Annotated in this window: 18 protein-coding genes; 12 read left to right on the forward strand and 6 right to left on the reverse strand. The window is 59.3% G+C overall.

Annotation, left to right across the window (positions count from 1 at the left end):
* Nucleotides 1–37 precede the first annotated feature (37 nt).
* Entirely contained in the window at nucleotides 38–1,219 is a 1,182-nt protein-coding gene (hmpA, locus tag ACYZTW_RS27845; protein ID WP_462002630.1) for an NO-inducible flavohemoprotein, read from the reverse strand.
* Nucleotides 1,220–1,375: 156 nt separating this feature from the next.
* Between hmpA and norR the strand changes: the two genes are divergently transcribed.
* The 5 genes from norR (at nucleotide 1,376) to ACYZTW_RS27870 (ending at nucleotide 5,843) form a co-directional block, all read left to right on the forward strand.
* Nucleotides 1,376–2,926, forward strand: coding sequence for a nitric oxide reductase transcriptional regulator NorR (gene norR / locus ACYZTW_RS27850; RefSeq protein WP_462002631.1), 1,551 nt, complete (start codon nucleotides 1,376–1,378; stop codon nucleotides 2,924–2,926).
* Nucleotides 2,927–3,116: 190 nt separating this feature from the next.
* Nucleotides 3,117–4,019 carry a chemotaxis protein CheV gene (locus tag ACYZTW_RS27855; protein ID WP_008147551.1) on the forward strand — a complete coding sequence of 301 codons (903 nt, stop codon included), beginning with the start codon at nucleotides 3,117–3,119 and terminating at the stop codon, nucleotides 4,017–4,019.
* Between the two features lie 27 nt (nucleotides 4,020–4,046).
* The gene (locus ACYZTW_RS27860; protein WP_462002632.1) at nucleotides 4,047–4,505 is read left to right on the forward strand and encodes a GNAT family N-acetyltransferase; all 459 of its coding nucleotides are present in this window, start codon (nucleotides 4,047–4,049) and stop codon (nucleotides 4,503–4,505) included.
* A 178-nt stretch (nucleotides 4,506–4,683) separates the two neighbouring features.
* Nucleotides 4,684–5,010 (forward strand): hypothetical protein, encoded by a 327-nt coding sequence (locus tag ACYZTW_RS27865; protein ID WP_462002633.1) that lies wholly within the window; start codon nucleotides 4,684–4,686, stop codon nucleotides 5,008–5,010.
* 83 nt (nucleotides 5,011–5,093) lie between these two features.
* A complete protein-coding gene (locus ACYZTW_RS27870; protein ID WP_462002634.1) occupies nucleotides 5,094–5,843 on the forward strand; it encodes a YkgJ family cysteine cluster protein in 750 nt (249 codons plus the stop codon).
* Nucleotides 5,844–5,997: 154 nt separating this feature from the next.
* Here ACYZTW_RS27870 and ACYZTW_RS27875 read toward each other — a convergent pair whose 3' ends face one another.
* The gene (locus tag ACYZTW_RS27875; protein ID WP_462002635.1) at nucleotides 5,998–6,255 is read right to left on the reverse strand and encodes a hypothetical protein; all 258 of its coding nucleotides are present in this window, start codon (nucleotides 6,253–6,255) and stop codon (nucleotides 5,998–6,000) included.
* A gap of 844 nt (nucleotides 6,256–7,099) precedes the next feature.
* Here ACYZTW_RS27875 and ACYZTW_RS27880 point away from each other — a divergent pair.
* The 7 genes from ACYZTW_RS27880 (at nucleotide 7,100) to ACYZTW_RS27910 (ending at nucleotide 17,079) form a co-directional block, all read left to right on the forward strand.
* Nucleotides 7,100–8,260 (forward strand): efflux RND transporter periplasmic adaptor subunit, encoded by a 1,161-nt coding sequence (locus ACYZTW_RS27880; RefSeq protein ID WP_462002636.1) that lies wholly within the window; start codon nucleotides 7,100–7,102, stop codon nucleotides 8,258–8,260.
* Nucleotides 8,257–11,358, forward strand: a complete 3,102-nt coding sequence (locus ACYZTW_RS27885; RefSeq protein WP_462002637.1) for a multidrug efflux RND transporter permease subunit — start codon at nucleotides 8,257–8,259, stop codon at nucleotides 11,356–11,358. Before ACYZTW_RS27880 ends, ACYZTW_RS27885 begins: the two co-directional genes overlap by 4 nt.
* Before the next feature lie 9 nt (nucleotides 11,359–11,367).
* Nucleotides 11,368–12,045, forward strand: a complete 678-nt coding sequence (locus tag ACYZTW_RS27890; RefSeq protein WP_007916978.1) for a heavy metal response regulator transcription factor — start codon at nucleotides 11,368–11,370, stop codon at nucleotides 12,043–12,045.
* Nucleotides 12,035–13,399, forward strand: coding sequence for a heavy metal sensor histidine kinase (locus tag ACYZTW_RS27895; RefSeq protein ID WP_462002638.1), 1,365 nt, complete (start codon nucleotides 12,035–12,037; stop codon nucleotides 13,397–13,399). The genes ACYZTW_RS27890 and ACYZTW_RS27895 overlap by 11 nt, the downstream gene beginning before the upstream one ends.
* 297 nt (nucleotides 13,400–13,696) lie before the next feature.
* Nucleotides 13,697–13,921 carry a hypothetical protein gene (locus ACYZTW_RS27900; protein WP_462002639.1) on the forward strand — a complete coding sequence of 75 codons (225 nt, stop codon included), beginning with the start codon at nucleotides 13,697–13,699 and terminating at the stop codon, nucleotides 13,919–13,921.
* A gap of 194 nt (nucleotides 13,922–14,115) precedes the next feature.
* On the forward strand, nucleotides 14,116–15,435 hold the full coding sequence (locus ACYZTW_RS27905) for an OprD family porin (RefSeq protein WP_462002640.1): 1,320 nt from the start codon (nucleotides 14,116–14,118) through the stop codon (nucleotides 15,433–15,435).
* A 147-nt stretch (nucleotides 15,436–15,582) separates the two neighbouring features.
* Nucleotides 15,583–17,079, forward strand: a complete 1,497-nt coding sequence (locus ACYZTW_RS27910) for a GGDEF domain-containing protein (RefSeq protein ID WP_462002641.1) — start codon at nucleotides 15,583–15,585, stop codon at nucleotides 17,077–17,079.
* 197 nt (nucleotides 17,080–17,276) lie between these two features.
* On the opposite strand, the gene lpxC is transcribed toward ACYZTW_RS27910, so the two are convergent.
* The 4 genes from lpxC to ACYZTW_RS27930 all read right to left on the reverse strand — a co-directional run bounded on the left by lpxC (nucleotide 17,277) and on the right by ACYZTW_RS27930 (nucleotide 21,713).
* Entirely contained in the window at nucleotides 17,277–18,188 is a 912-nt protein-coding gene (gene lpxC / locus ACYZTW_RS27915; RefSeq protein ID WP_462002642.1) for a UDP-3-O-acyl-N-acetylglucosamine deacetylase, read from the reverse strand.
* A gap of 112 nt (nucleotides 18,189–18,300) precedes the next feature.
* Nucleotides 18,301–19,494 carry a cell division protein FtsZ gene (gene ftsZ, locus ACYZTW_RS27920; RefSeq protein ID WP_047532942.1) on the reverse strand — a complete coding sequence of 398 codons (1,194 nt, stop codon included), beginning with the start codon at nucleotides 19,492–19,494 and terminating at the stop codon, nucleotides 18,301–18,303.
* 75 nt (nucleotides 19,495–19,569) lie between these two features.
* Nucleotides 19,570–20,829 carry a cell division protein FtsA gene (gene ftsA / locus ACYZTW_RS27925; RefSeq protein ID WP_033061341.1) on the reverse strand — a complete coding sequence of 420 codons (1,260 nt, stop codon included), beginning with the start codon at nucleotides 20,827–20,829 and terminating at the stop codon, nucleotides 19,570–19,572.
* Between the two features lie 14 nt (nucleotides 20,830–20,843).
* Nucleotides 20,844–21,713, reverse strand: coding sequence for a cell division protein FtsQ/DivIB (locus ACYZTW_RS27930; RefSeq protein ID WP_462002643.1), 870 nt, complete (start codon nucleotides 21,711–21,713; stop codon nucleotides 20,844–20,846).
* Nucleotide 21,714 lies beyond the last annotated feature (1 nt).

A 21,714-nucleotide genomic window follows, 5' to 3' on the forward strand; every position in this document is an offset into this window, starting at 1 on the left:
CCATCGCCGGCAAGCCGTGCTCCTACAGGATCAGCGGTTACTCCAGCACGGACGCCGGCCCGAAGAATTCGTAACGGCTTTGCTTCTCCGGCACACCCAGCGCTTTGAGGTGACGCTTGACCGCCGCCATGAAGCCTTTAGGCCCGAGGAAGTAAGCGTCCAGATCGCGCTGCTGCGGCAACCACTCGCCCAGTTGCTCCTGGCTCAACAAGCCAACCTTGTGCGCCGCCGGGCTCACGCCATCGTCTTCGTCGTAGCAATAGAAGCGCTTGAGTTGCGGATGACGCTCGGCCAAGCCATCGATCCAGTCGCGGAAAGCATGAACGCTGCCGTTACGCGCGCAGTGGATAAAGTGCACCGGCCGTTCGGTCGCCAGCGCCGCTTCGAGCATCGCCAGCGTCGGAGTAATGCCGACGCCGCCGCTGATCAGCACCAACGGTTTGTCGCTTTCGGTCAGAGTGAATTCACCCGATGGCGGGAACAGTTGGATACTGGAGCCCACATGCAATTGATCGTGCAAATGGTTGGAGGCGCGACCACCGGTTTCACGTTTGACGCTGATCCGGTACTGGCCCTTGTTGGCCAAGGCCGACAGCGAATAGTTACGACGAATTTCTTCGCCATCGAGGATCAGTTTCATACCGATGTACTGGCCGGGTTCTGCCGCCAGAATCGGACCTTTGTCGGCCGGCTCGAAGTAGAACGAGATGATTTCCGCGCTTTCCTCGACCTTGGCCACCACGATGAATTCCCGCGCCCCGCGCCAGCCGCCCGGTGCCTGTTCCTTCTGGTCGTAGATGCTGGTTTCGGCGCCGATCAGGATGTCGGCCAGTTGACCGTAAGCAGCCCCCCAGGCGGCCATCACTTCAGGTGTGGCGATCTCGTCGCCCAGCACTTCGGAGATGGCTCGCAGCAGGCAGGCGCCGACAATCGGGTAATGTTCCGGGAGGATTTGCAGGGCCACGTGCTTGTTGATGATCTTGGCCACCAGGTCGCCCAACTGGTCGAGCTGGTCGATGTGCCGCGCATACATCAAGACACCGTTCGCCAGGGCACGCGGTTGATCACCGCTGGCCTGGTGAGCCTGGTTGAACAGCGGGCGGACTTCCGGGTACTCGGACAGCATCATGCGGTAGAAATGAGTGATCAACGCTTCGCCACCGCTTTCCAGCAAGGGCACGGTAGATTTGACGATTGCACGGTCTTGAACGCTAAGCATAAGGCGACTCCTGAACTACTTGGATTGCTAACTGACTGCCTTGTACTTATCAGTTTCCGTGCCAGAAAATAAAACCTTATAAATCAATTAGTTAAATTATATATAGTCACATCGACACATCCTGACTTATAGTCATACCGACTACATGGAGTCACTATGACTGCAAAATCCCTGCTGACCGCCCTGCTGCCACTGGTCTCCGACCTGTCCCGCGAACTCCCCGAAGGCGAGCGCTATCGGCGCCTGCTCGAATCCATGCGTGCCCTGCTCCCCTGCGATGCCGCCGCCCTGTTGCGCCTCGACGGCGAATGGCTGGTGCCGCTGGCCGTCGACGGGTTGAGCACCGACACCCTCGGCCGACGCTTCAAAGTCAGCGAACACCCGCGTTTCGAAGCGCTGCTCAGCAGCCACGGCCCGACCCGTTTCGCCGCCGACAGCGACTTGCCCGACCCTTACGACGGACTGGTCGATGGCCTCGATGATCATCTGGAAGTCCACGACTGCATGGGTTGCCCGCTGTTTATCGACGAGCGTCCGTGGGGCTTGCTGACCCTCGACGCACTCGATCCGGAGCGCTTCGAACCGATCGAGCTGGACGCTCTGGAAGCCTTCGCCAGCCTCGCCGCCGCCACCGTCAACGCCGCCGAGCGCATCGAACGCCTGGCCAATCGTGTCGAAGACGAACATCAGCGTGCCGAGGTTTACCGACAAGCCAGCGGTCAGCAGAACCGCGAGATGATTGGCCAGAGCAAGGCCCACAAACGGCTGGTGGAAGAAATCAATCTGGTGGGTGGCAGCGATCTTACCGTGCTGATCACCGGCGAAACCGGGGTCGGCAAGGAACTGGTCGCCCAAGCCATCCACGCCGCATCGCCCCGGGCCGACAAGCCGATCATCAGCCTCAACTGTGCCGCGCTGCCGGACACGCTGGTGGAGAGCGAATTGTTCGGCCACGTCCGCGGCGCCTTCACCGGCGCAATGAACGATCGGCGCGGCAAGTTTGAACTGGCCAATGGCGGCACGCTGTTTCTCGATGAAGTCGGTGAGCTGTCCCTGACCGTCCAGGCCAAATTGCTGCGGGTGCTGCAAAGCGGTCAGCTGCAGCGATTGGGGTCGGATAAAGAGCATCTGGTCGACGTACGACTGATCGCCGCGACCAACCGTGACCTGGCCGAGGAGGTGCGCAGCGGCCGCTACCGTGCCGACTTCTATCACCGCCTGAGCGTTTATCCGCTGCTGGTGCCAGCACTGCGTGATCGTGGGCGGGATGTGCTGCTGCTCAGCGGCTATTTTCTGGAGCAAAACCGCTCTCGCATGGGCCTCAACAGCCTGCGCCTGAATAGCGATGCGCAGGCTGCATTGCTGGCGTATGCATGGCCGGGCAATGTGCGGGAGCTGGAGCACTTGATTGGCCGCAGTGCCTTGAAGGCGCTGGGTAATTGCAAAGAGCGGCCGAAGATTCTCAGCTTGAGTGCGACGGATCTGGATTTGCCTAGTGGCAGTGTTGAGCTTGCAACCGAGCCAGCCCCTGTCAGCCCTGCCGCTTTGGTCTCGGGAGACTTGCGGGCGGCGACCGAGGATTATCAGCGTCGACTGATCAACGCCTGTCTGGAACGGCACCATAACAATTGGGCGAGTGCGGCACGTGAGCTAGGCTTGGATCGGGCGAATCTTGGAAGAATGGCCAAGCGCCTGGGAATGAAGTGAAGGCCCCATCGCGAGCAAGCTCGCTCCCACAGGGACTGTCGTTGCCTTTGTGGGAGCGAGCCTGCTCGCGATGGCGTCCTACCGTTCGCCCAAAATGCTAAAGCCTGCCCACAACAAGTCGATAACCCGGCATCGATAGCTGTTGGCGATCTTCGCGATCGCCCATCACCTTTTTCCACAGAAGGTTTTTATGTCTTCAAACAAAGCCCGCGCAGATTCACTTTCGCTTCTGCTGTTTACCTTGCGCAGCGGCAAGCTGATGGCGATCAACCTGCTGAAAGTCAGTGAAATCATTCCCTGCCCGCCGCTGACCAAGCTGCCGGAGTCGCATCCCCACGTCAAAGGCATCGCCACCCTGCGCGGTGCCTCGTTGTCGGTGATCGACCTCAGCCGTGCCATCGGCGAACGGCCGCTGGAAGACCCGAACGGTGGCTGCCTGATCGTCACCGATGTCAGCCGCTCCAAGCAGGGTTTGCACGTTCAAGCGGTGAGCAAGATAGTCCACTGCCTGACCACCGACATCCGTCCGCCGCCCTTTGGCTCTGGCGGTGTGCGTTCGTACATCACTGGCGTGACCTCGGTCGACGGCACGTTGGTACAGGTGCTGGACATTGAAAAAGTCATCCATGGCATCGCCCCGGCGCAGATCGAAACGGCCCCGACCGAACTGAGCATGGAAGACGCCGAAGTACTCGGCAACGCGCGGATTCTGGTGGTCGATGACAGCCAGGTGGCGTTGCAGCAATCAGTGCACACCCTGCGCAACCTCGGCCTGCAATGCCACACGGCCCGCAGCGCCAAGGAAGCCATCGACTGCCTGCTGGACCTGCAAGGCACGGCCCAGCAGATCAACCTGATCGTCTCGGACATCGAGATGTCGGAGATGGACGGTTACGCATTTACTCGAACCCTGCGCGAAACCCCGGATTTCTCGCACCTCTATGTGCTGCTGCACACCTCTTTGGACAGCGCGATGAACAGCGAAAAAGCCCGTCTTGCCGGCGCGAACGCGGTGTTGACCAAGTTCTCCTCGCCAGAACTGACCAAGTGCCTGATCGAAGCGGCCAAGGCTGTCGCTGAACAAGGTCATTGAGTCTTGAGCAAGGACTTCTGCTTTCTGATGCGGCGCAACCTCGCTGAAGGTGTGCCCGCGATCACTTGGCCTCAGGGAATCGTCCTCAGTGAATACCGCCCCGAACTGGCAGAAGCCGTTCATCGTTTGATGGAACTGGGTTATCAGCAAGGTGGCGGTCGCGTGCCGGCACTGGATGTCTGGCAACAGCGTTTTGAAACCGATCCTGAATACGATCCGACCCTGTGCTTCATTGCCCTGGATGCCGAAGGTATCGTTGGCGTAGCGCAATGCTGGACCAGCGCCTATATCAAAAACCTGGTGGTGCATCCACGAGCTCAAGGCCGGGGTTTGGGTCGTGCATTGTTACTGCATGCTTTCAAAGTGTTTCAGCAACGGCGCGAAGGTTTTGTGGATTTGAAGGTGCTGGAAGACAACCTTCGAGCGCAGCGGCTGTATGAAAGCGCCGGGATGCGCGTGGTCCGCCGGGAACCTGTTCCAGCCTGATACACCGCCTTCGCGAGCAGGCTCGCTCCCACAATGGATCTTCGTCTTACACAAAATCTGTGTCCTATGCAGAGCAAATGTGGGAGCGAGCCTGCTCGCGAAGGGGCCGACACATTCAACCTGAAACCATCAGGCATACTCTAACCTTGGCCAAAACACCCCCAGGATGCCCGACCTCATGAAAGCAGCAAGCCTGACCCTCCTCTGCCTCACCGCCCTCGCCACCCAGGCCCACGCTTCCAGCCCCGACGCCTGGGCCGCGTACGACAAAGCCGTACTCGCCAGTTGCACCAAGGCCAGCGGCTTGAAAGATGCCAAACCCATCGGCAATGCAGCGCAGTTCGATGACCGGGCTGGCTACACCGCACTTTTGCTGCAAGGCCAATACCCGCAAAAACACATGAAAGGCCAGCAAGGCACCGAGCTGTGCCTTTACAACAAAAAAAGCAAAACCGCTTACGTCACCGAATGGGACTCCATCCGTCCAACCGCCAAGGCGCAGTGACTGGCGCATAACTTGCTTCGATAGCGGCCTTTGCGGCGACATTCTGTCGTCGTTTCATGCCCTTTTATGCGACTGACCGTTCAATGAATACGACGTTTTCCTGCGTAGGTTGTGGCAAATGCTGCAATGATCACCACGTGCCCCTGACCCTGACCGAAGCCCGAATGTGGGCAGCCGATGGCGGTCAGGTGATCGTGCTAGTGGAAGGTTTCCTGAGCAATGGCCTGGGTCTGCCCACGCAGCAACGCGAACACGCCGAACGCCGTTCGGTGGTGGTTCGCAGCGGTGCATCCGAGGCGTACATAGCCGTCACCTTTGCCGCCTACAACGTCGGTCCTTGCCGGAATCTTGACGAAGACAACCTCTGCCGCATCTATGAACGCCGGCCGCTGGTGTGCCGCATCTACCCGATGGAAATCAATCCGCACATTCCCCTGAACACTGCAGTAAAGGAATGTCCGCCCGAGTCGTGGGAAAAGGGACCGGATCTGATTGTGGGTGGTGAATTGGTGGATCAGGAACTGATCGGATTAATCCAGCGCTCCCGTCAGGCGGATCGCGATGAGATTCAGACCAAGGATGCGATTTGCGCGTTGTTGGGGATTCGGACTACTGCGTTGAAGGGTGATGGGTTTACCGCTTATCTGCCGGACATGACGGCGTTTGCGAGGGTCATCGATCAGATTGCGGCACAGCCAGTGGTCGAGTCAGGCACTGACTGGTTGTTTCATGTGTCGGGTGAGGACATTGCCGGGCAAGTGCTGGCGGCCGGAGCACAGGTGGCGACTGAAGCGCCGTTGAACTATGCGTTTATCTCATTGCGGGCGGCTTGATCCTAGGGATGCGCTGCCTGTTATGGCCCCTTCGCGAGCAGGCTCGCTCCCACAATGGATCTCTGTCGTACACAAAATCTGTGTCCTGTTGAGATCAACTGTGGGAGCAGCCTGCTCGCGAAGGCGATAGATCAGGCACTACAGAGTTTAAAACTCAGCGTTTCCCCATCGAGCGACGAGTGCCGGGAGGCGCCGCCCCCGGCGTCTTGGTATGTCCATTCTTGGCGCCATTCTTGTACCAAGGCTGGCTGGCGTTCTTCGCTGCGGCCAGGTCGCCCGGCTTGAACGGGAACTTGAACGCCGGGATCGCGGCTTTGGTTTCGCTGTCTGCGCTGGAGTCGACGCTGTCTGGCAGGTCTGCCAGGTCGTCGCTCAAAGCGTCGGCAACCGGCGGTTGTGTCGGGGAATTCATGAAAGCTCCGGGTGATGCATAGAGTCGGGCCCGGTCAGCGAGCCGCGAAAGGCGGCAGTATACCTGTGTCGGGAGTCGCAAGCTTCAAGCAGCAAGCGAGTCCGTCGGGTTTTGTGTTGACAGACCTGACGCCTTCGCGGGCAAGCCTCGCTCCTACAAAAGCAGAGCGGCGCACACCCGCTGCCCTTCACCACTCAACAGGCCGAGCGTTAGCTCGCCTGCAGCTCTTGATCTTGATCCACCCGCCCCTTCGGGAGACTGAGTGGAGGTGTTCATCCGGGGAGTGGCGCGAAGCGCCGTTCGACGCAGTCGAACACGCTGCATGTAGGTCGTCGCGAAGCAGACCGGAGGGCAGTGTCCCCGGATGGATACCGGAACGAAGGAACGCCGAGCCTAAGCGAGGGGCCGGACGCTCGGGGCGAAGACCTTTGCTTCCTTTGGGGCGTTTGCCAAAGGGAGTCGCTGTAAGAGCGAAACCATAAGTGGCCGTAACCGCAGGAATGGATATGTACACCTGACAGAGACTGGTCGGCTGTCAGGCCGCCATCGCAGCGATGCGGCGATCCGACAAGCCAGCTCCCACATTGAGTCGGTGTACATCAGAAGGAGATGGGGCGTCTACTAGGCCGCCTTCGCGAGCAGGCTCGCTCCCACAGTTGAACCGGGTACATCTGGGGGAGACTGGTCGGCTGTCAGGCCGCCAAGGTCAAAAGATCGCAGCCTTCCACGCCCAAACTGACAGCGCCGTCAGTTAGCCGTCACCTTCCTGACGGGCGAACAGGTTTATAAAGGAAGGTATATATCTGAAAAAACTCCGACCACCCAGCCCCGGCGCCCCACTCGCATGCGAATTCAGAAAAAACCCGCCCTGCTCGCAGCCCTTCTGATCATTCTGGCAGCGCTGGGCCTGTGGTACGCCATCAAGCCCGCTACCACTAAACTGACCGCGCCCTCTGCGATCCCCGTTCGGGTAGTGAACGTCGTCGAAAAAGACGTCCCCCGCTACGTCAGCGGCATCGGCTCGGTGCTGTCGCTGCACAGCGTGGTAGTGCGTCCGCAAATCGACGGCATCCTCACCAAAATCCTGGTCAAGGAAGGCCAACTGGTGAACAAAGGCGACCTGCTCGCCACCATCGATGACCGCTCGATCCGCGCCAGCCTCGACCAGGCACGGGCGCAATTGGGCGAAAGTCAGGCGCAATTGCAAGTCGCGCTGGTCAACCTCAAGCGCTACAAGCTGCTGAGCGTGGACGACGGTGTTTCCAAGCAGACTTATGACCAGCAACAGGCGTTGGTCAACCAACTCAAAGCCACCGCCCAAGGTAACCAGGCCTCGATCGACGCTGCTCAGGTGCAGCTTTCCTACACACAGATTCGCTCCCCGGTTACCGGTCGCGTCGGTATTCGCACGGTGGACGAAGGCAACTTCCTGCGCATGACCGACGCTCAAGGCCTGTTCACGGTGACCCAGATCGACCCGATCGCCGTGGAGTTCTCCCTGCCACAGCAAATGCTACCGACCCTGCAGGGTCTGATCGGCGACCCACAACGCGCACAAGTGAAAGCCTACATCGGCGCCGACACTGACGGCGAAACCGGCAATCTGCTCGGCGAAGGTCATTTGACCCTGATCGACAACCAGATCAACGCCAACACCGGGACCATTCGCGCCAAAGCTGAATTCGACAACCCCGGGCAAAAACTCTGGCCGGGCCTGCTGGTGACGGTAAAGATTCAGACAGCCCTCGACAAAGATGCGCTGGTTGTACCGCCCACTGTCGTACAACGCGGGCTCGATCAACATTTCGTCTACCGGGTCAACGGCGACAAGGTCGAGACCGTACAAGTGCAGATGGTCTACCAAGGCAGCGGCCAGGACATCATCAAAGGCGTGAAGCCTGGCGACATATTGGTCAGCGACGGACAGTCGCGGCTCAAACCGGGCTCGACCGTCCAGGTACTGACTGACCCGTCGCAAGTGGTCCAATCGGAGCCGAAACCATGAAGGGCCATGGCTCGATCTCTGCCTGGTGCATCGATCATCCGGTTGCGACGATTCTGCTGACCTTTGCGCTGGTGCTGCTCGGTGTCATCGCCTTCCCGCGCCTGCCCATCGCGCCGTTGCCGGAAGCCGAATTTCCGACCATTCAGGTGGCCGCGCAATTGCCCGGTGCCAGCCCGGAGACCATGGCGTCGTCGGTGGCCACGCCGCTTGAAGTGCAATTCAGCGCCATCCCCGGCGTAACCCAGATGACTTCGAGCAGCGCCCTTGGCTCGACCAACCTGACCCTGCAATTCACCCTCGACAAAAGCATCGACACCGCCGCTCAGGAAGTCCAGGCCGCGATCAACACCGCCGCCGGCAAACTGCCGAAAGACATGCCGACCTTGCCGACCTGGAGGAAGGTCAACCCGGCCGACAGCCCGGTGCTGATCCTCAGTGTCAACTCGACACAAATGCCCGGCACCGAACTCAGTGACCTGGTGGAAACCTTGCTCTCCCGGCAGATCAGTCAGATCGACGGCGTAGGCCAAATCAACATTACCGGTCAGCAACGTCCGGCGATTCGTGTTCAAGCCTCGGCGGACAAGCTCGCGGCCATCGGCCTGACCCTGGCGGACATCCGTCTGGCGATCCAGCAAACCAGCCTCAACCTGGCCAAAGGAGCGTTGTACGGGGAGTCGAGCATCTCGACCCTGTCGACCAACGACCAGTTGTTCCACCCTGAGGAATACAGCCAACTCATTGTTTCCTACAAGGACGGTGCCCCGGTTCATCTCAAGGATGTGGCCAAAGTCGTCAACGGTTCGGAAGATGCCTACGTGCAAGCCTGGGCCGGTGATAAGCCTGGGGTGAACCTGGTGATTTCCCGGCAACCGGGCGCCAACATCGTCGAAACCGTGGATCGCATTCAGGCCGCCCTGCCCGGCCTCGAAGCCATGCTCCCGGCCTCGGTGCAGGTCAAGGTGCTGGTCGACCGCACCCAGACCATCCGCGCCTCCCTGCACGAAGTGGAAGTCACCCTGCTGATCGCAATCATGCTGGTGGTGGCGGTGATGGCACTGTTCCTTCGCCAATGGTCGGCGACGATGATCGTATCCGCGGTACTCGGTGTGTCCCTGACCGCCAGTTTCGCCCTGATGTACATCATGGGTTTCAGCCTGAACAACCTGACGCTGGTGGCGATCGTGGTGGCCGTGGGGTTTGTGGTCGACGATGCGATTGTGGTGGTGGAAAACATTCACCGACATCTGGAGGCTGGCGACGGCATGCGCGAGGCAGCGATCAAAGGCGCCGGCGAGATCGGTTTTACCGTGGTTTCCATCAGTTTCTCGCTGGTAGCGGCGTTTATTCCGTTGCTGTTCATGGGCGGGGTAGTCGGGCGACTGTTCAAGGAGTTCGCGTTGACGGCCACCTCGACCATCATGATTTCGGTCGTGGTGTCCCTGACCTTGGCGCCGACGCTTGCCGCGCTGTTCATGCGCGCGCCGGTGCATCACGCCCACAGCAAACCTACGTTTGGCGAACGCTTGCTGGCAGGCTATGAAAAACTTCTGCGCCGCGCCCTCGCCCACCAGAAGCTGATGATCGGCGTGTTCGGCCTGTCCCTCGGTCTGGCCATCGCCGGTTACATCTTCATCCCTAAAGGTTTCTTCCCGGTGCAGGACACCGGTTTTGTCCTTGGCACCACCGAAGCCGCCGCCGATATTTCCTACGGCGACATGGTGAAAAAACACCTGGCGATGGCCGAAATCGTCGCCGCGGATCCGGCGGTCGCGGCGTTTTCCCACTCGGTCGGCGTTTCCGGCAGCAACCAGACCATCGCCAACGGTCGCTTCTGGATCTCCCTGAAAAAACGCGGCGACCGCGACGTCTCCGCCAGTCAGTTCATTGACCGGATTCGTCCGCAACTGATGAAAGTCCCGGGCATCGTGCTGTACCTGCGCGCCGGGCAGGACATCAACCTCAGTTCCGGCCCGAGCCGCGCACAGTACCAATACGTGCTCAAGAGCAACGACGGTGCAGTCCTCAGCACCTGGACCCAGCGCCTCACGGAAAAACTGCGCAGTAACCCGGCGTTCCGTGACATTTCCAACGACCTGCAACTGGGCGGCAGCATCACCCACATCAGCATCGACCGCAGCGCCGCCGCGCGTTTCGGCCTGACCGCCAGCGATGTCGATGAAGCGCTCTACGACGCCTTCGGCCAGCGGCAGATCAACGAATTCCAGACTCAGATCAACCAGTACAACGTGATTCTGGAACTGGACACCAAGCAGCGCGGCAAGGCCGAAAGCCTCAACTATTTCTACCTGCGCTCGCCCCTGAGCGGGGAAATGGTGCCGCTGTCGGCCTTGGCGAAATTCGACGCGCCAACGGTCGGCCCGCTGTCCATCGCCCATGACGGCATGTTCCCGGCTGCTAACTTGTCGTTCAACCTCGCGCCCGGTGTGGCGTTGGGCGATGCGGTGATCATGCTCAACCAGGCCAAGGCCGAAATCGGCATGCCGGCCGCCATGAGCGGCAACTTCCAGGGCGCGGCCCAGGCGTTCCAGAGTTCGCTGGCCAGTCAGCCATGGCTGATCCTGGCGGCGCTGGTGGCGGTGTACATCATTCTCGGCGTGCTTTACGAGAGCTTCGTGCATCCGCTGACCATCATCTCGACGCTGCCGTCGGCGGGGCTCGGTGCGGTGATCATGTTGTGGATTTGCGGGCAGGACTTTTCGATCATGGCGCTGATCGGGCTGGTGTTGCTGATCGGCATTGTGAAGAAGAACGGCATCCTGATGATCGACTTCGCCCTCGAAGCCCAACGCAAAGGTGGCTTGCCACCGGAAGAGGCGATCTACCAGGCCTGTATCACCCGATTCCGGCCGATCATCATGACCACCCTCGCCGCCCTGCTCGGCGCACTGCCATTAATGCTCGGTTACGGCACCGGCGCCGAACTGCGCCAACCCTTGGGGATCGCGGTCGTCGGCGGCTTGCTGGTGAGCCAGGCGCTGACGCTGTTCACCACTCCGGTCATATACTTGTGGCTGGAACGGCTATTCCATAAGCCCAAACCCGCACCGATGCCGGTGCTGGCGACCACAGACTGAGGCGGGGTCATGCGCGTTCTGATTATCGAAGACGAGGAAAAAACCGCGGATTATCTGCACCGCGGTCTGACGGAACAGGGTTACACCGTGGACCTGGCGCGGGACGGCGTTGAAGGCCTGCACCTGGCGCTGGAAAGCGACTACGCGGTGATCGTCCTCGACGTCATGCTGCCGGGCCTCGACGGCTTCGGCGTACTGCGCGCGTTGCGTGCGCGCAAGCAAACCCCGGTGATCATGCTCACCGCCCGCGAACGTGTGGAAGATCGCATCAAAGGCCTGCGCGACGGTGCCGACGATTACCTTGGCAAACCGTTTTCCTTTCTCGAACTGGTGGCGCGTCTGCAAGCGCTGACCCGTCGCAGCGGCGGTCACGAACCGGTGCAGGTGAGCATCGCCGACCTGTGGATAGATTTGATCAGCCGCAAAGCCACCCGCGCCGGCACGCGCCTGGACCTGACCGCCAAGGAGTTCTCGCTATTGAGCGTGCTGGCCCGCCGTCAGGGTGAAATTCTGTCGAAAACCGCCATCGCCGAAATGGTCTGGGACATCAATTTCGACAGCGATGCCAACGTCGTCGAAGTCGCGATCAAACGCCTGCGGGCCAAGCTCGACGGGCCATTCGACGAGAAACTGCTGCACACGATTCGTGGCATGGGTTATGTGCTGGAGAGCCGCGGTGTCCAGTAACTCGATTGCGCTGCGCCTGAGCGGAATGTTCACGCTGGTGGCGCTTTTGGTATTTCTGTTGATCGGCTGGGCGCTGTATCAGCAGGTCGACAAGGGCTTGGGCCTGTTGCCCGAGGCCGAGCTGGACGCGCGTTACAGCGTGCTTGAGTCCACGGTCGGGCGTTACGGCACACCCGAGCATTGGGTGAAGATCAACAACAAGCTCAAGCTGCTCGGCGAAGAAGACAAGCGCATCAGCTTCTGGATCATCAGCGGTGATCCGCACTACGAATACGGCGACCTGACGCCGCAGATCCGCGCCTTTGCCGAAGGCCCGCTGGGCATGCGCGACTTGAAACTGCCGGATCAACCTTATCCGCTGAAAGTGCTGGTCAGTCAGTTCCCGGCCAAGGATCAACGTCCGCCGTTGCGCTTCATGATCGGCATCGACACCGAGACGTTTTTGCAGACCCAGCACCATTTGCTGACTGCCCTGATCAGCCTGGCGATCATCGGCGTGTTGCTGGCGTCAGCCCTCGGTTATTGGGTGGCGCGGATCGGCCTGAAGCCGTTGATCAAATTGTCGCAGGAAGCCCAGCGACTGGCCCCACCGCTGTTGTCCGGTCGCCTGCAATTGTCGCCGCTACCGCCGGAACTGAATCAGTTCGTCAATTCATTTAACTCGACACTGGAGCGGGTCGAACAGGCTTACTCTCGACTGGAATCGTTCAACGCTGACGTCGCCCATGAACTGCGCTCGCCGCTGACCAACCTGATCGGCCAGACCCAGGTGGCGCTGACTCGCGGGCGATCCGCCGAACACTATTTTGAAGTGCTGCAATCGAACCTTGAAGAGCTCGAGCGACTGCGCTCGATCATCAATGACATGCTGTTTCTCGCCAGCGCGGATCAGGGCAGCAAAGCCACCAAACTGACGTCCACCTCGTTGGCCGATGAAGTGGCGACGACGTTGGAGTATCTGGATTTCATCCTTGAAGACGCGCAGGTTCAGGTGCAGGTCAGTGGTGATGCCCAGGTGCGAATCGAGATTGCTCATCTGCGTCGGGCGTTGATTAATCTGCTAAGCAATGCGGTGCAACACACCGAGCCTGGACAGGTGATTGAGGTGCGGATCGAGGCTGAGGAGCATCAGGTCAGCATCGGGGTTGCGAACCCTGGGTCGCCGATTGCCAGCGAGCATTTGCCGCGGTTGTTTGAGCGTTTTTATCGGGTCGATGCGTCGCGCAGCAACAGTGGCAACAACCATGGGTTGGGGTTGGCGATCGTCAAGGCGATTGCACTGATGCACGGTGGGGATGTGTTTGTGCGCAGTGATCATGGGATGAATACGTTCGGGATTCACCTCCCTGTCTGACCCCAATACGACGCCAGGACTGCACCCGGTCCTGTAGCAGCTGGCGAAGCCTGCGTCCGGCTGCGATGCAGTCGTGAGATCAGACGCTGCGGTCTGTCAGGTATACCGCGTGTGCAGGATTTACGACTGCTTCGCAGCCGGACGCAGGCTTCGCCAGCTGCTACATGTACGCCGTCGCCCTGCCTACTGTTGCCTTAAGCGCAACAGTCCTTTCATGAATCCGCTCTTTTTCCCCTCTCCAATCCCCCTTATCTTTGCCGCACCAAACAGCACTTGCCAAGCAAGAAGGTTTTAAAGATGTCCAACACTATGGGTATTGCCAGCGCTTTCGTTTTGTCCTCTTTGTTTCTGTCTCCGTTCGCCATCGCTGAAGAGTCGCAGACGTTCGTCGCGCAAAATTCCGCACGCGCTGCTGCGTTCGAACAGTATCAGAGCGAAATGACGGCCAAAGCTCAGGAAGCTGCGAAAACCCCTCAAGCGTCGACCACTCAGACCCAGCCAACGGTTGAGAAAGACAGCTGATTGCCCAGTATCACTCTGTTTCCCTCGACACTTTTCATCGGCTCTTCCCTTTGAAAAGTTGTCTTCAAAGCCGCTGCTATCAGCGGCTTTTTTTCGTGGTGGCTTTAACAGCTTTAGTTCGTCTCCCCTAACAATAAACATCCTGAGTCTCAAAACAATGAGGCTCTTAGTTGACCCGAGGAGCTTTACCGCTAGTGCGTTCCCCTCTCAGATTCAGCCCGTTAATCATTGCAATCGCTGCAACGGTGACGCCTGCAGCTCACGCCGCAGACGACTCAAACGCCGAAGGTTTCGTTGAAGGCTCGAGCCTCAACCTCAACGCCCGTAACTACTATATGAACCGCAACCGCCTGCAGCAGGCGGACGACAACATTGAATGGGGTCAGGGTTTCTTTGGCATCTTCGAATCAGGCTACACCCAAGGCATCGTCGGTTTCGGCGTTGATGCTCACGCCATGCTCGGGCTCAAGCTCGACGGCGGCGGCGGTACCGATGGGTCGAGCATCCTGCCGATCGGCGATGGCAACGGCAAAGCGCCGGGCTCGTTCTCGACGGCGGGCGGGACTCTGAAAATGCGTGCCTTCGATACCGAACTGAAGGCCGGTGACTTGTTCCTCGCCAACCCGGTGATCGCCGGCGGGGAAACCCGCATGCTGCCCCAGACCTTTCGCGGCGTCAGCCTGACCAATCACAGTTTCGACGGCTGGATGATTGAAGGTGGCCAGGCGAGTTTCACCAAGCCTTACAACCAGAGCGGCCACACCCGAATCGGCACGTCCTACGGCAACCTGGCCGACGGTGACGAAAGTAAGCACCTGAATTGGGCCGGCGTGGCCTGGAGCGGCCTGCCGGGGTTGACCAGCAGCCTCTATGCTTCCGAACTCAAGGACATCTGGAACCAGTATTACTACGATCTGGATTACACCTACGCCTTGAACGACCTGGTCAGCCTCAACCCGGGGCTGCATGCCTATCACACGCAAGACACCGGCGATGCGCTGCTGGGCCACATCGACAACAACACGTACAGCCTGCATTTCACCGTCGGTATGGGCAATCACAGCGTTACCGCGGCCTATCAGCGGGTCAACGGCAACACGCCGTTCGACTACATCAGTCAGGGAGACAGCGTCTACCTCGACAATTCCCAGCAGTATTCGGACTTCAACGGTCCGAACGAACGCTCATGGAAACTCAAGTACGCCTACGACTTTGTCGGGCTCGGCCTGCCCGGTCTGACCTCGGCGGTCTCTTACTCCCAAGGTGAACTGGACCTGACCAAGGTCGATCCGGACAGCCCCGGTTATGCCTCGTGGTACAGCGCTGACGGCAAAAACGCCAGGCACTGGGAACGCGACATTGATCTCAAGTATGTGGTTCAGGGCGGCAAGGCCAAAAACCTGGCGCTGCGCCTGCAATGGGCGACCAACCGTGGAGGCAACGGCTACGGCGCGCTGGATCAGGACACCGATGAATACCGGGTGATCGTCGACTACCCGCTCAATGTCTTCTAAGCTTCAATAAGTAAAAGGCCAGCACGTTTTGCTGGCCTTTTCTTTATCCGGGATTTATACAGCCGCTCTGAACGCAAACGGTTTCTGGGATTCTGCCCGAGTCTTGCAAAACACTTTCATAACGCCTCATTAGCAGAAGTCAGAACCATGAGTGTGAGCAGTGCACCATCTCACCATCCGATCCGGTCGACGCGGTCGGAGCGGCTTCTGGTTCTCAGCAGTTTGTTGCTGGTGATTGCGATATTGAGCATCGTGGCGTTCCTGCTCATTCGCGAACGCGCCAATGCTGAACAGTCTGCCACTCGCGCAGCAACCAACATCGTGCAACTGATCGACGCCGACGTGCTGCGCAACGTCGAACTTTATGACCTGTCCTTGCTCGGTTTGATCGCTGCCTCGCAGCGTGAAGACCTCAAGAGCGTTTCCCCTGCCATCCGCCATCTGGCCTTGTTTGACCGCGCCACTGCCGCGCCGTACAAGGGCGACATTTTGTTGCTGGACAACAAGGGCGACGCGATCGCCGACTCGGCCTCGGTAGAGCCTAGAAAGGGCAATTTTGCTGACCGCGAATACTTTCAGTCGCACGTGACCAATCGCGACCCGAGCATGTTCATCAGCCGTCCCTTCCGGTCCAGACAGCCTGAACATGAATGGCGAATCAGCTTCAGTCGCCGGGTCAGCGGCTCACAGGGTGAATTTCTTGGCGTGGCCGAAGCCGCCATGCGCTTGAGTTATTTCGATCAGTTGTTCAACAGCTTGAGCATCGGTCGTGACAGCTCGGTCAACCTGATCAGCTCGGACGGTATTCTTCTGGCCCAAGAGCCGCATCTGGCCGAAGAGCTGATTGGCAAGGACTTCAGCAACCGTCCCAACTTCCAGCGGATCGTCAAAGAAGGCGACGGCAGTTTCACCGGTGTTTCAAGCCGCTATAAGGACAAACGCCTGTACACGTTCTCCAAGGTGGGCAACTTGCCATTGATTGTCATCGTTGCACTCTCCAGTGATGAAGTGTTTGCGTCATGGAAGCGCACAGCGGTGGTGGTCAGCCTTGCGACCCTTGCGCTGTGCATCAGCTTGCTCTGGCTGACCTGGTTGCTCAGCCGAGAACTGCGCCTGCGCCACAACGCCGAGCAGGAGCTGGCGCAACTGGCGGCCACCGATGCCTTGACCGGCCTGGCCAACCGTCGAACGCTGGATCAGGCCCTGCGTCATGAGTGGTTCCGCGCCCAACGCTCCGGCCAGCCGTTGTCGGTGTTGATGATTGATGCGGACCACTTCAAGGCATTCAACGATCGTCATGGGCATCAGGCTGGCGATGATGCCTTACGCTCGGTGGCCGAGGTGATCTCCGCCAATGTGAGGCGCCCAGCGGATCTGGTCGCCCGTTACGGCGGCGAAGAGTTTTCGGTGATTCTCGCGGAGACCGACAGCCAGGGTGCGCAACAGATTGCCGAACACATCCGTGCGACAGTGGAGCAATTACCGCGGGTGGCAGCTGCCGAGTCGCCGATTACTGTCAGTATCGGTATCAGTACCTGGACCACATCCGCCGAGATCAGTCTGGAACAGCTCCTGTTCGCAGCGGACAAGGCGCTGTATCAGGCCAAGGAAAGCGGGCGTAATCGGGTTGTCGCTTCTGTCTGATGTTTTTGTGCTGGTACGGCCGGCCCCTTCGCGAGCAGGCTCGCTCCCACAGGGGGAAAACTCGGTCTATTGTGGGAGCGAGCCTGCTCCGGGCGGCGTTCCGACGAAGGCGTCAGGACAGACACCACACCACTTTCCCGCGGTCATAAAAAAAGGCCACCCGAAGGCAGCCTTTAAAAACTAGAGAGGTTTTTTACTTACACGGCCGCAACGGGACGCATGTAAGAGATCGGTGCAGTGCTGGCGTCTTCGAAAGTCACGACTTCCCAAGCATCTGTCTGCTCAATCAACTTGCGCAGCAGCTGGTTGTTCAATGCATGTCCGGACTTGAAGCCCTTGAACTCACCAATCAGGCTATTGCCCAGCAGGTAGAGGTCACCAATTGCGTCGAGGATCTTGTGTTTCACGAATTCGTCTTCATAGCGAAGACCGTCTTCGTTCAGTACACCATCCGCGTCGACCACAATAGCGTTTTCAACGCTGCCGCCGAGTGCGAGGTTGTGCTTGCGCAGGTACTCGATATCACTCATGAAACCAAAGGTACGGGCGCGGCTGACTTCTTTTACAAACGAAGTGCTGGAAAAATCCACGCTTGCACTTTGTATGCGGTCACGGAAAACCGGGTGATCGAAATCGATCTCGAAACTCACTTTGAAACCTTCGAAAGGGACGAAAGTGGCGCGCTTGTCGCCGTCTTCCACTGTCACTTCCCGCAGGATCCGGATGAACTTCTTGGCGGCGTCCTGTTCTTCCAGGCCAGCCGATTGAATCAGAAATACGAAGGGTCCAGCGCTACCATCCATGATCGGAACTTCGGACGCGGAGAGCTCGACGTAGGCGTTATCGATGCCCAGGCCAGCCATGGCCGAGAGCAAGTGCTCCACCGTATCCACTTTGGTGTCACCACTGACCAATGTGGTCGACATCGTGGTTTCACCAACGTTTTCCGCGCGGGCAGGAATCTGCACCACAGGGTCGAGATCGGCACGAACAAACACAATGCCGGTGTCGATAGGTGCGGGCTTGAGGGTCAGGTATACCTTCTCCCCGGAGTGCAGGCCTACACCTGTAGCACGGATAATATTTTTCAGTGTGCGTTGTTTAATCATGGCTTGGGCCGCTTCAGCGCAAATTGCGAACTGGTATCAACAAAGGCTGGCGATGATAGCAGACCAGACCTTTGCTGAACACCAATCACCTTCATAGCCCTGATACATTCCATTAATCAGCCTGACGACGCAGGAAAGCCGGGATGTCCAGGTAGTCCAGATCATCTTGCGGATTCATCTTCGCGGCAGTCGCAGCACCGGCCTGAGCCTGGTTGCGCATGACGGTCGGACGGTCCAGGTCACGGTAGTTTACCGCAGGTGCTTCCTGACGAGCAGGAGCTTGTTGCTGCGGCTGGGAAGCCATGGAGGTGTGAACGGTGTTGTCGATGACCTTCACAGGCTTCTCGATTTTTGCGCCCAGACCCGTGGCAACCACGGTCACATGCAGCTCGTCACGCATGTCCGGATCGATAACGGTACCGACCTTGACCATCGCGTGCTCGGAAGCGAAAGCTTCGATGATGCTACCCACATCGGAGTACTCACCCAGGGACAGGTCAGGACCGGCGGTGATATTCACCAGGATGCCGCGTGCACCTTGCAGGTTCACGTCTTCCAGCAGTGGGTTGCGAATGGCCGCTTCGGTGGCCTCACGTGCACGGTTCGGACCGCTGGCGCAGCCAGTGCCCATCATCGCCATGCCCATTTCGCTCATCACGGTACGCACGTCGGCAAAGTCGACGTTGATCATGCCCGGACGTTTGATGATGTCGGAGATACCGCGAACGGCACCGGCCAGTACATCGTCGGCCTTGGCGAAAGCGGACAGCAGGCTTGCGTCCTTGCCAAGGATGGTCAGCAGCTTCTCGTTGGGAATGGTGATCAACGAGTCGACGCTTTCAGACAGCAGACGGATGCCTTCGTCAGCGATCTGCATGCGCTTGCGGCCTTCGAACGGGAACGGACGAGTCACCACCGCAACGGTGAGAATCCCCATTTCCTTGGCCACTTCAGCAATGATCGGCGCAGCACCGGTACCGGTACCACCGCCCATGCCAGTGGTGATGAACACCATATTGGTGCCCTGCAGGACTTCGGCAATGCGCTCACGGTCTTCGAGAGCGGCCTGACGACCTACTTCAGGGTTGGCGCCAGCGCCGAGACCTTTGGTCACGCCGGTGCCCAGTTGCAGGATGGTCCGCGCGCCGATGCTTTTCAGCGCTTGGGCATCAGTGTTGGCGCAGATGAATTCAACGCCTTCAATGTTGCTCTTGACCATGTGGTTGACAGCGTTGCCGCCGCCTCCGCCAACACCGATAACTTTAATAACCGGGCTTGCGGGGATGTTGTCTACGAGTTCGAACATTTTCCCTCTCCTTACATTCTCTAGTTTTTTCGCCTACTGCTTTTTGAAGCGGTGCTGCGGTGCTGCGGTAAATCTTTAGAAGTTGCCTTGTACCCAGCTCTTGAAGCGATCGAGCAAGGCGACTTTCGGTTCTTCATTGCTGTAGCTGTCGCGGCTGCTGATGCCCGAGAACGAAATCCCGTCGGACTGCTTCTGCAGGCCGTACATCAACAGGCCAACGCCTGTGGAATAAATCGGGTTACGAACCACGTCGTCCAGGCCCTTGACGCCATGCGGCACGCCCAGGCGGACCGGCATGTGGAAGATTTCTTCAGCCAATTCGACCGCGCCTTCCATTTTCGACGTACCACCGGTCAGCACGATGCCGGCCGGGATCAGGTCTTCGTAGCCGCTGCGACGCAGTTCGGCCTGGATCAGCGTGAACAGCTCGTCGTAACGCGGCTCGACCACTTCGGCCAGGGCCTGACGGGACAGCTCGCGCGGTGGACGGTCGCCAACGCTTGGCACCTTGATGGTTTCACCGGCACCGGCCAGCTTGGCCAGGGCGCAGGCGTAGCGAATCTTGATTTCTTCGGCGTACTGGGTCGGGGTGCGCAACGCCATGGCGATGTCGTTGGTCACCTGATCGCCCGCAATCGGGATCACCGCGGTGTGACGGATCGCGCCTTCGGTGAAGATCGCGATGTCGGTGGTGCCGCCACCGATGTCCACCAGGCACACGCCCAGCTCTTTCTCGTCGTCGGTCAAGACCGAATACGCGGAAGCAAGCTGCTCGAGAATGATGTCGTCGATTTCCAGGCCGCAGCGGCGCACGCACTTTTCAATGTTCTGTGCGGCGTTCACGGCGCAGGTGACCACGTGAACCTTGGCTTCCAGACGAACGCCCGACATGCCCAGAGGCTCGCGAACGCCTTCCTGGTTATCGATCACGTAATCCTGCGGCAGGGTGTGCAGCACGCGCTGGTCAGCCGGGATTGCCACGGCCTGGGCGGCGTCGAGAACGCGCTCGAGGTCGGCGGAGCTGACTTCGCGATCACGAATCGCCACGATGCCGTGAGAGTTCAGGCTGCGGATATGATTGCCAGCCACGCCGACGAACGCCGAGTGAATGCGGCAACCGGCCATCAGCTGCGCCTCTTCGATCGCGCGCTGGATCGATTGCACGGTGGACTCAATGTTCACCACCACGCCTTTCTTCAGGCCACGGGACGGATGGGTACCAATCCCGACGATTTCCAGCGTGCCGTCGTCCGAGACCTCGCCGACCAGCGCCACCACCTTGGAGGTGCCGATATCGAGACCGACGATCATTTTGCCGCTTTGCACGTTTGCCATGGTCCTGCCTCTTCTTAATTCTTCGCGACAGCGGGTTGGGCTGTCGTGGGCGCTACAGGTTCCCGCCAGCCAACAGCGAGGCCGTTGGCGTAGCGCAGATCGATGCGCGCAATGTTCGTAATCTGTTCTTTAAGCGTTTTGTCGTAGATGGCAATGAAGCGGCGCATCTTTTCCACCAGGTTGCCGCGTCCCAGCAGCAGTTCGATTCCCGGACCTGCGCTTCCAGCGCCGGTGGTCAGAAACCAGCTGCCTCGTTCACGCAACTCCAGGCGTGCAATCGAGAAGCCCAACGGCCTGAGCATCTGGCTCAGCACCTGGTATTGCTGCATCACTTGCTGTTGGGCCCGTTGTGGGCCGAACAGCTGTGGCAAGTGTTCGTAGTTCGCCAGCTCACGCGGGGTGAACGCCTGACCCTGGTTGTTCAACAGCGACTCATCGCCCCAACGGGCCACCGGCAGTTGTTCTTCCAGGCGGATCACCACTTGATCCGGCCACACCCGACGCACTTCGGCGTGGGCAATCCATGGCATCGTTTCAAGCTCGGTGCGCATGCTCTCCAGGTCAATGGTGAAGAAGCTCGACGCCACGTACGGCGCGATCCGCTGCTGCACCGCTTGCTGGCTGATGTAACTCAAGTCGCCCTGCACGTTGATCTTGGTGATCGGCCGGTCGGCGTACGGCAGCAATCGCTGTGCGCCTTCGTATGTACCGAAACCCAGTGCAACCAGCAGTACGGGCCAGAACAGGCTTTTCAGAAAACCAAAATTGGCTTTCGGCAGGCGCGCAGACATCGGCTCTTTGGCCACCATTCGGCTGGCACCCCGCGGCACCGGCTTGCGGCCGGGTGGTGCGGAGGGCTGATGTCTCAGCTGAGCGCCTTGCATG

Source organism: Pseudomonas sp. LB3P25 (assembly GCF_054897985.1).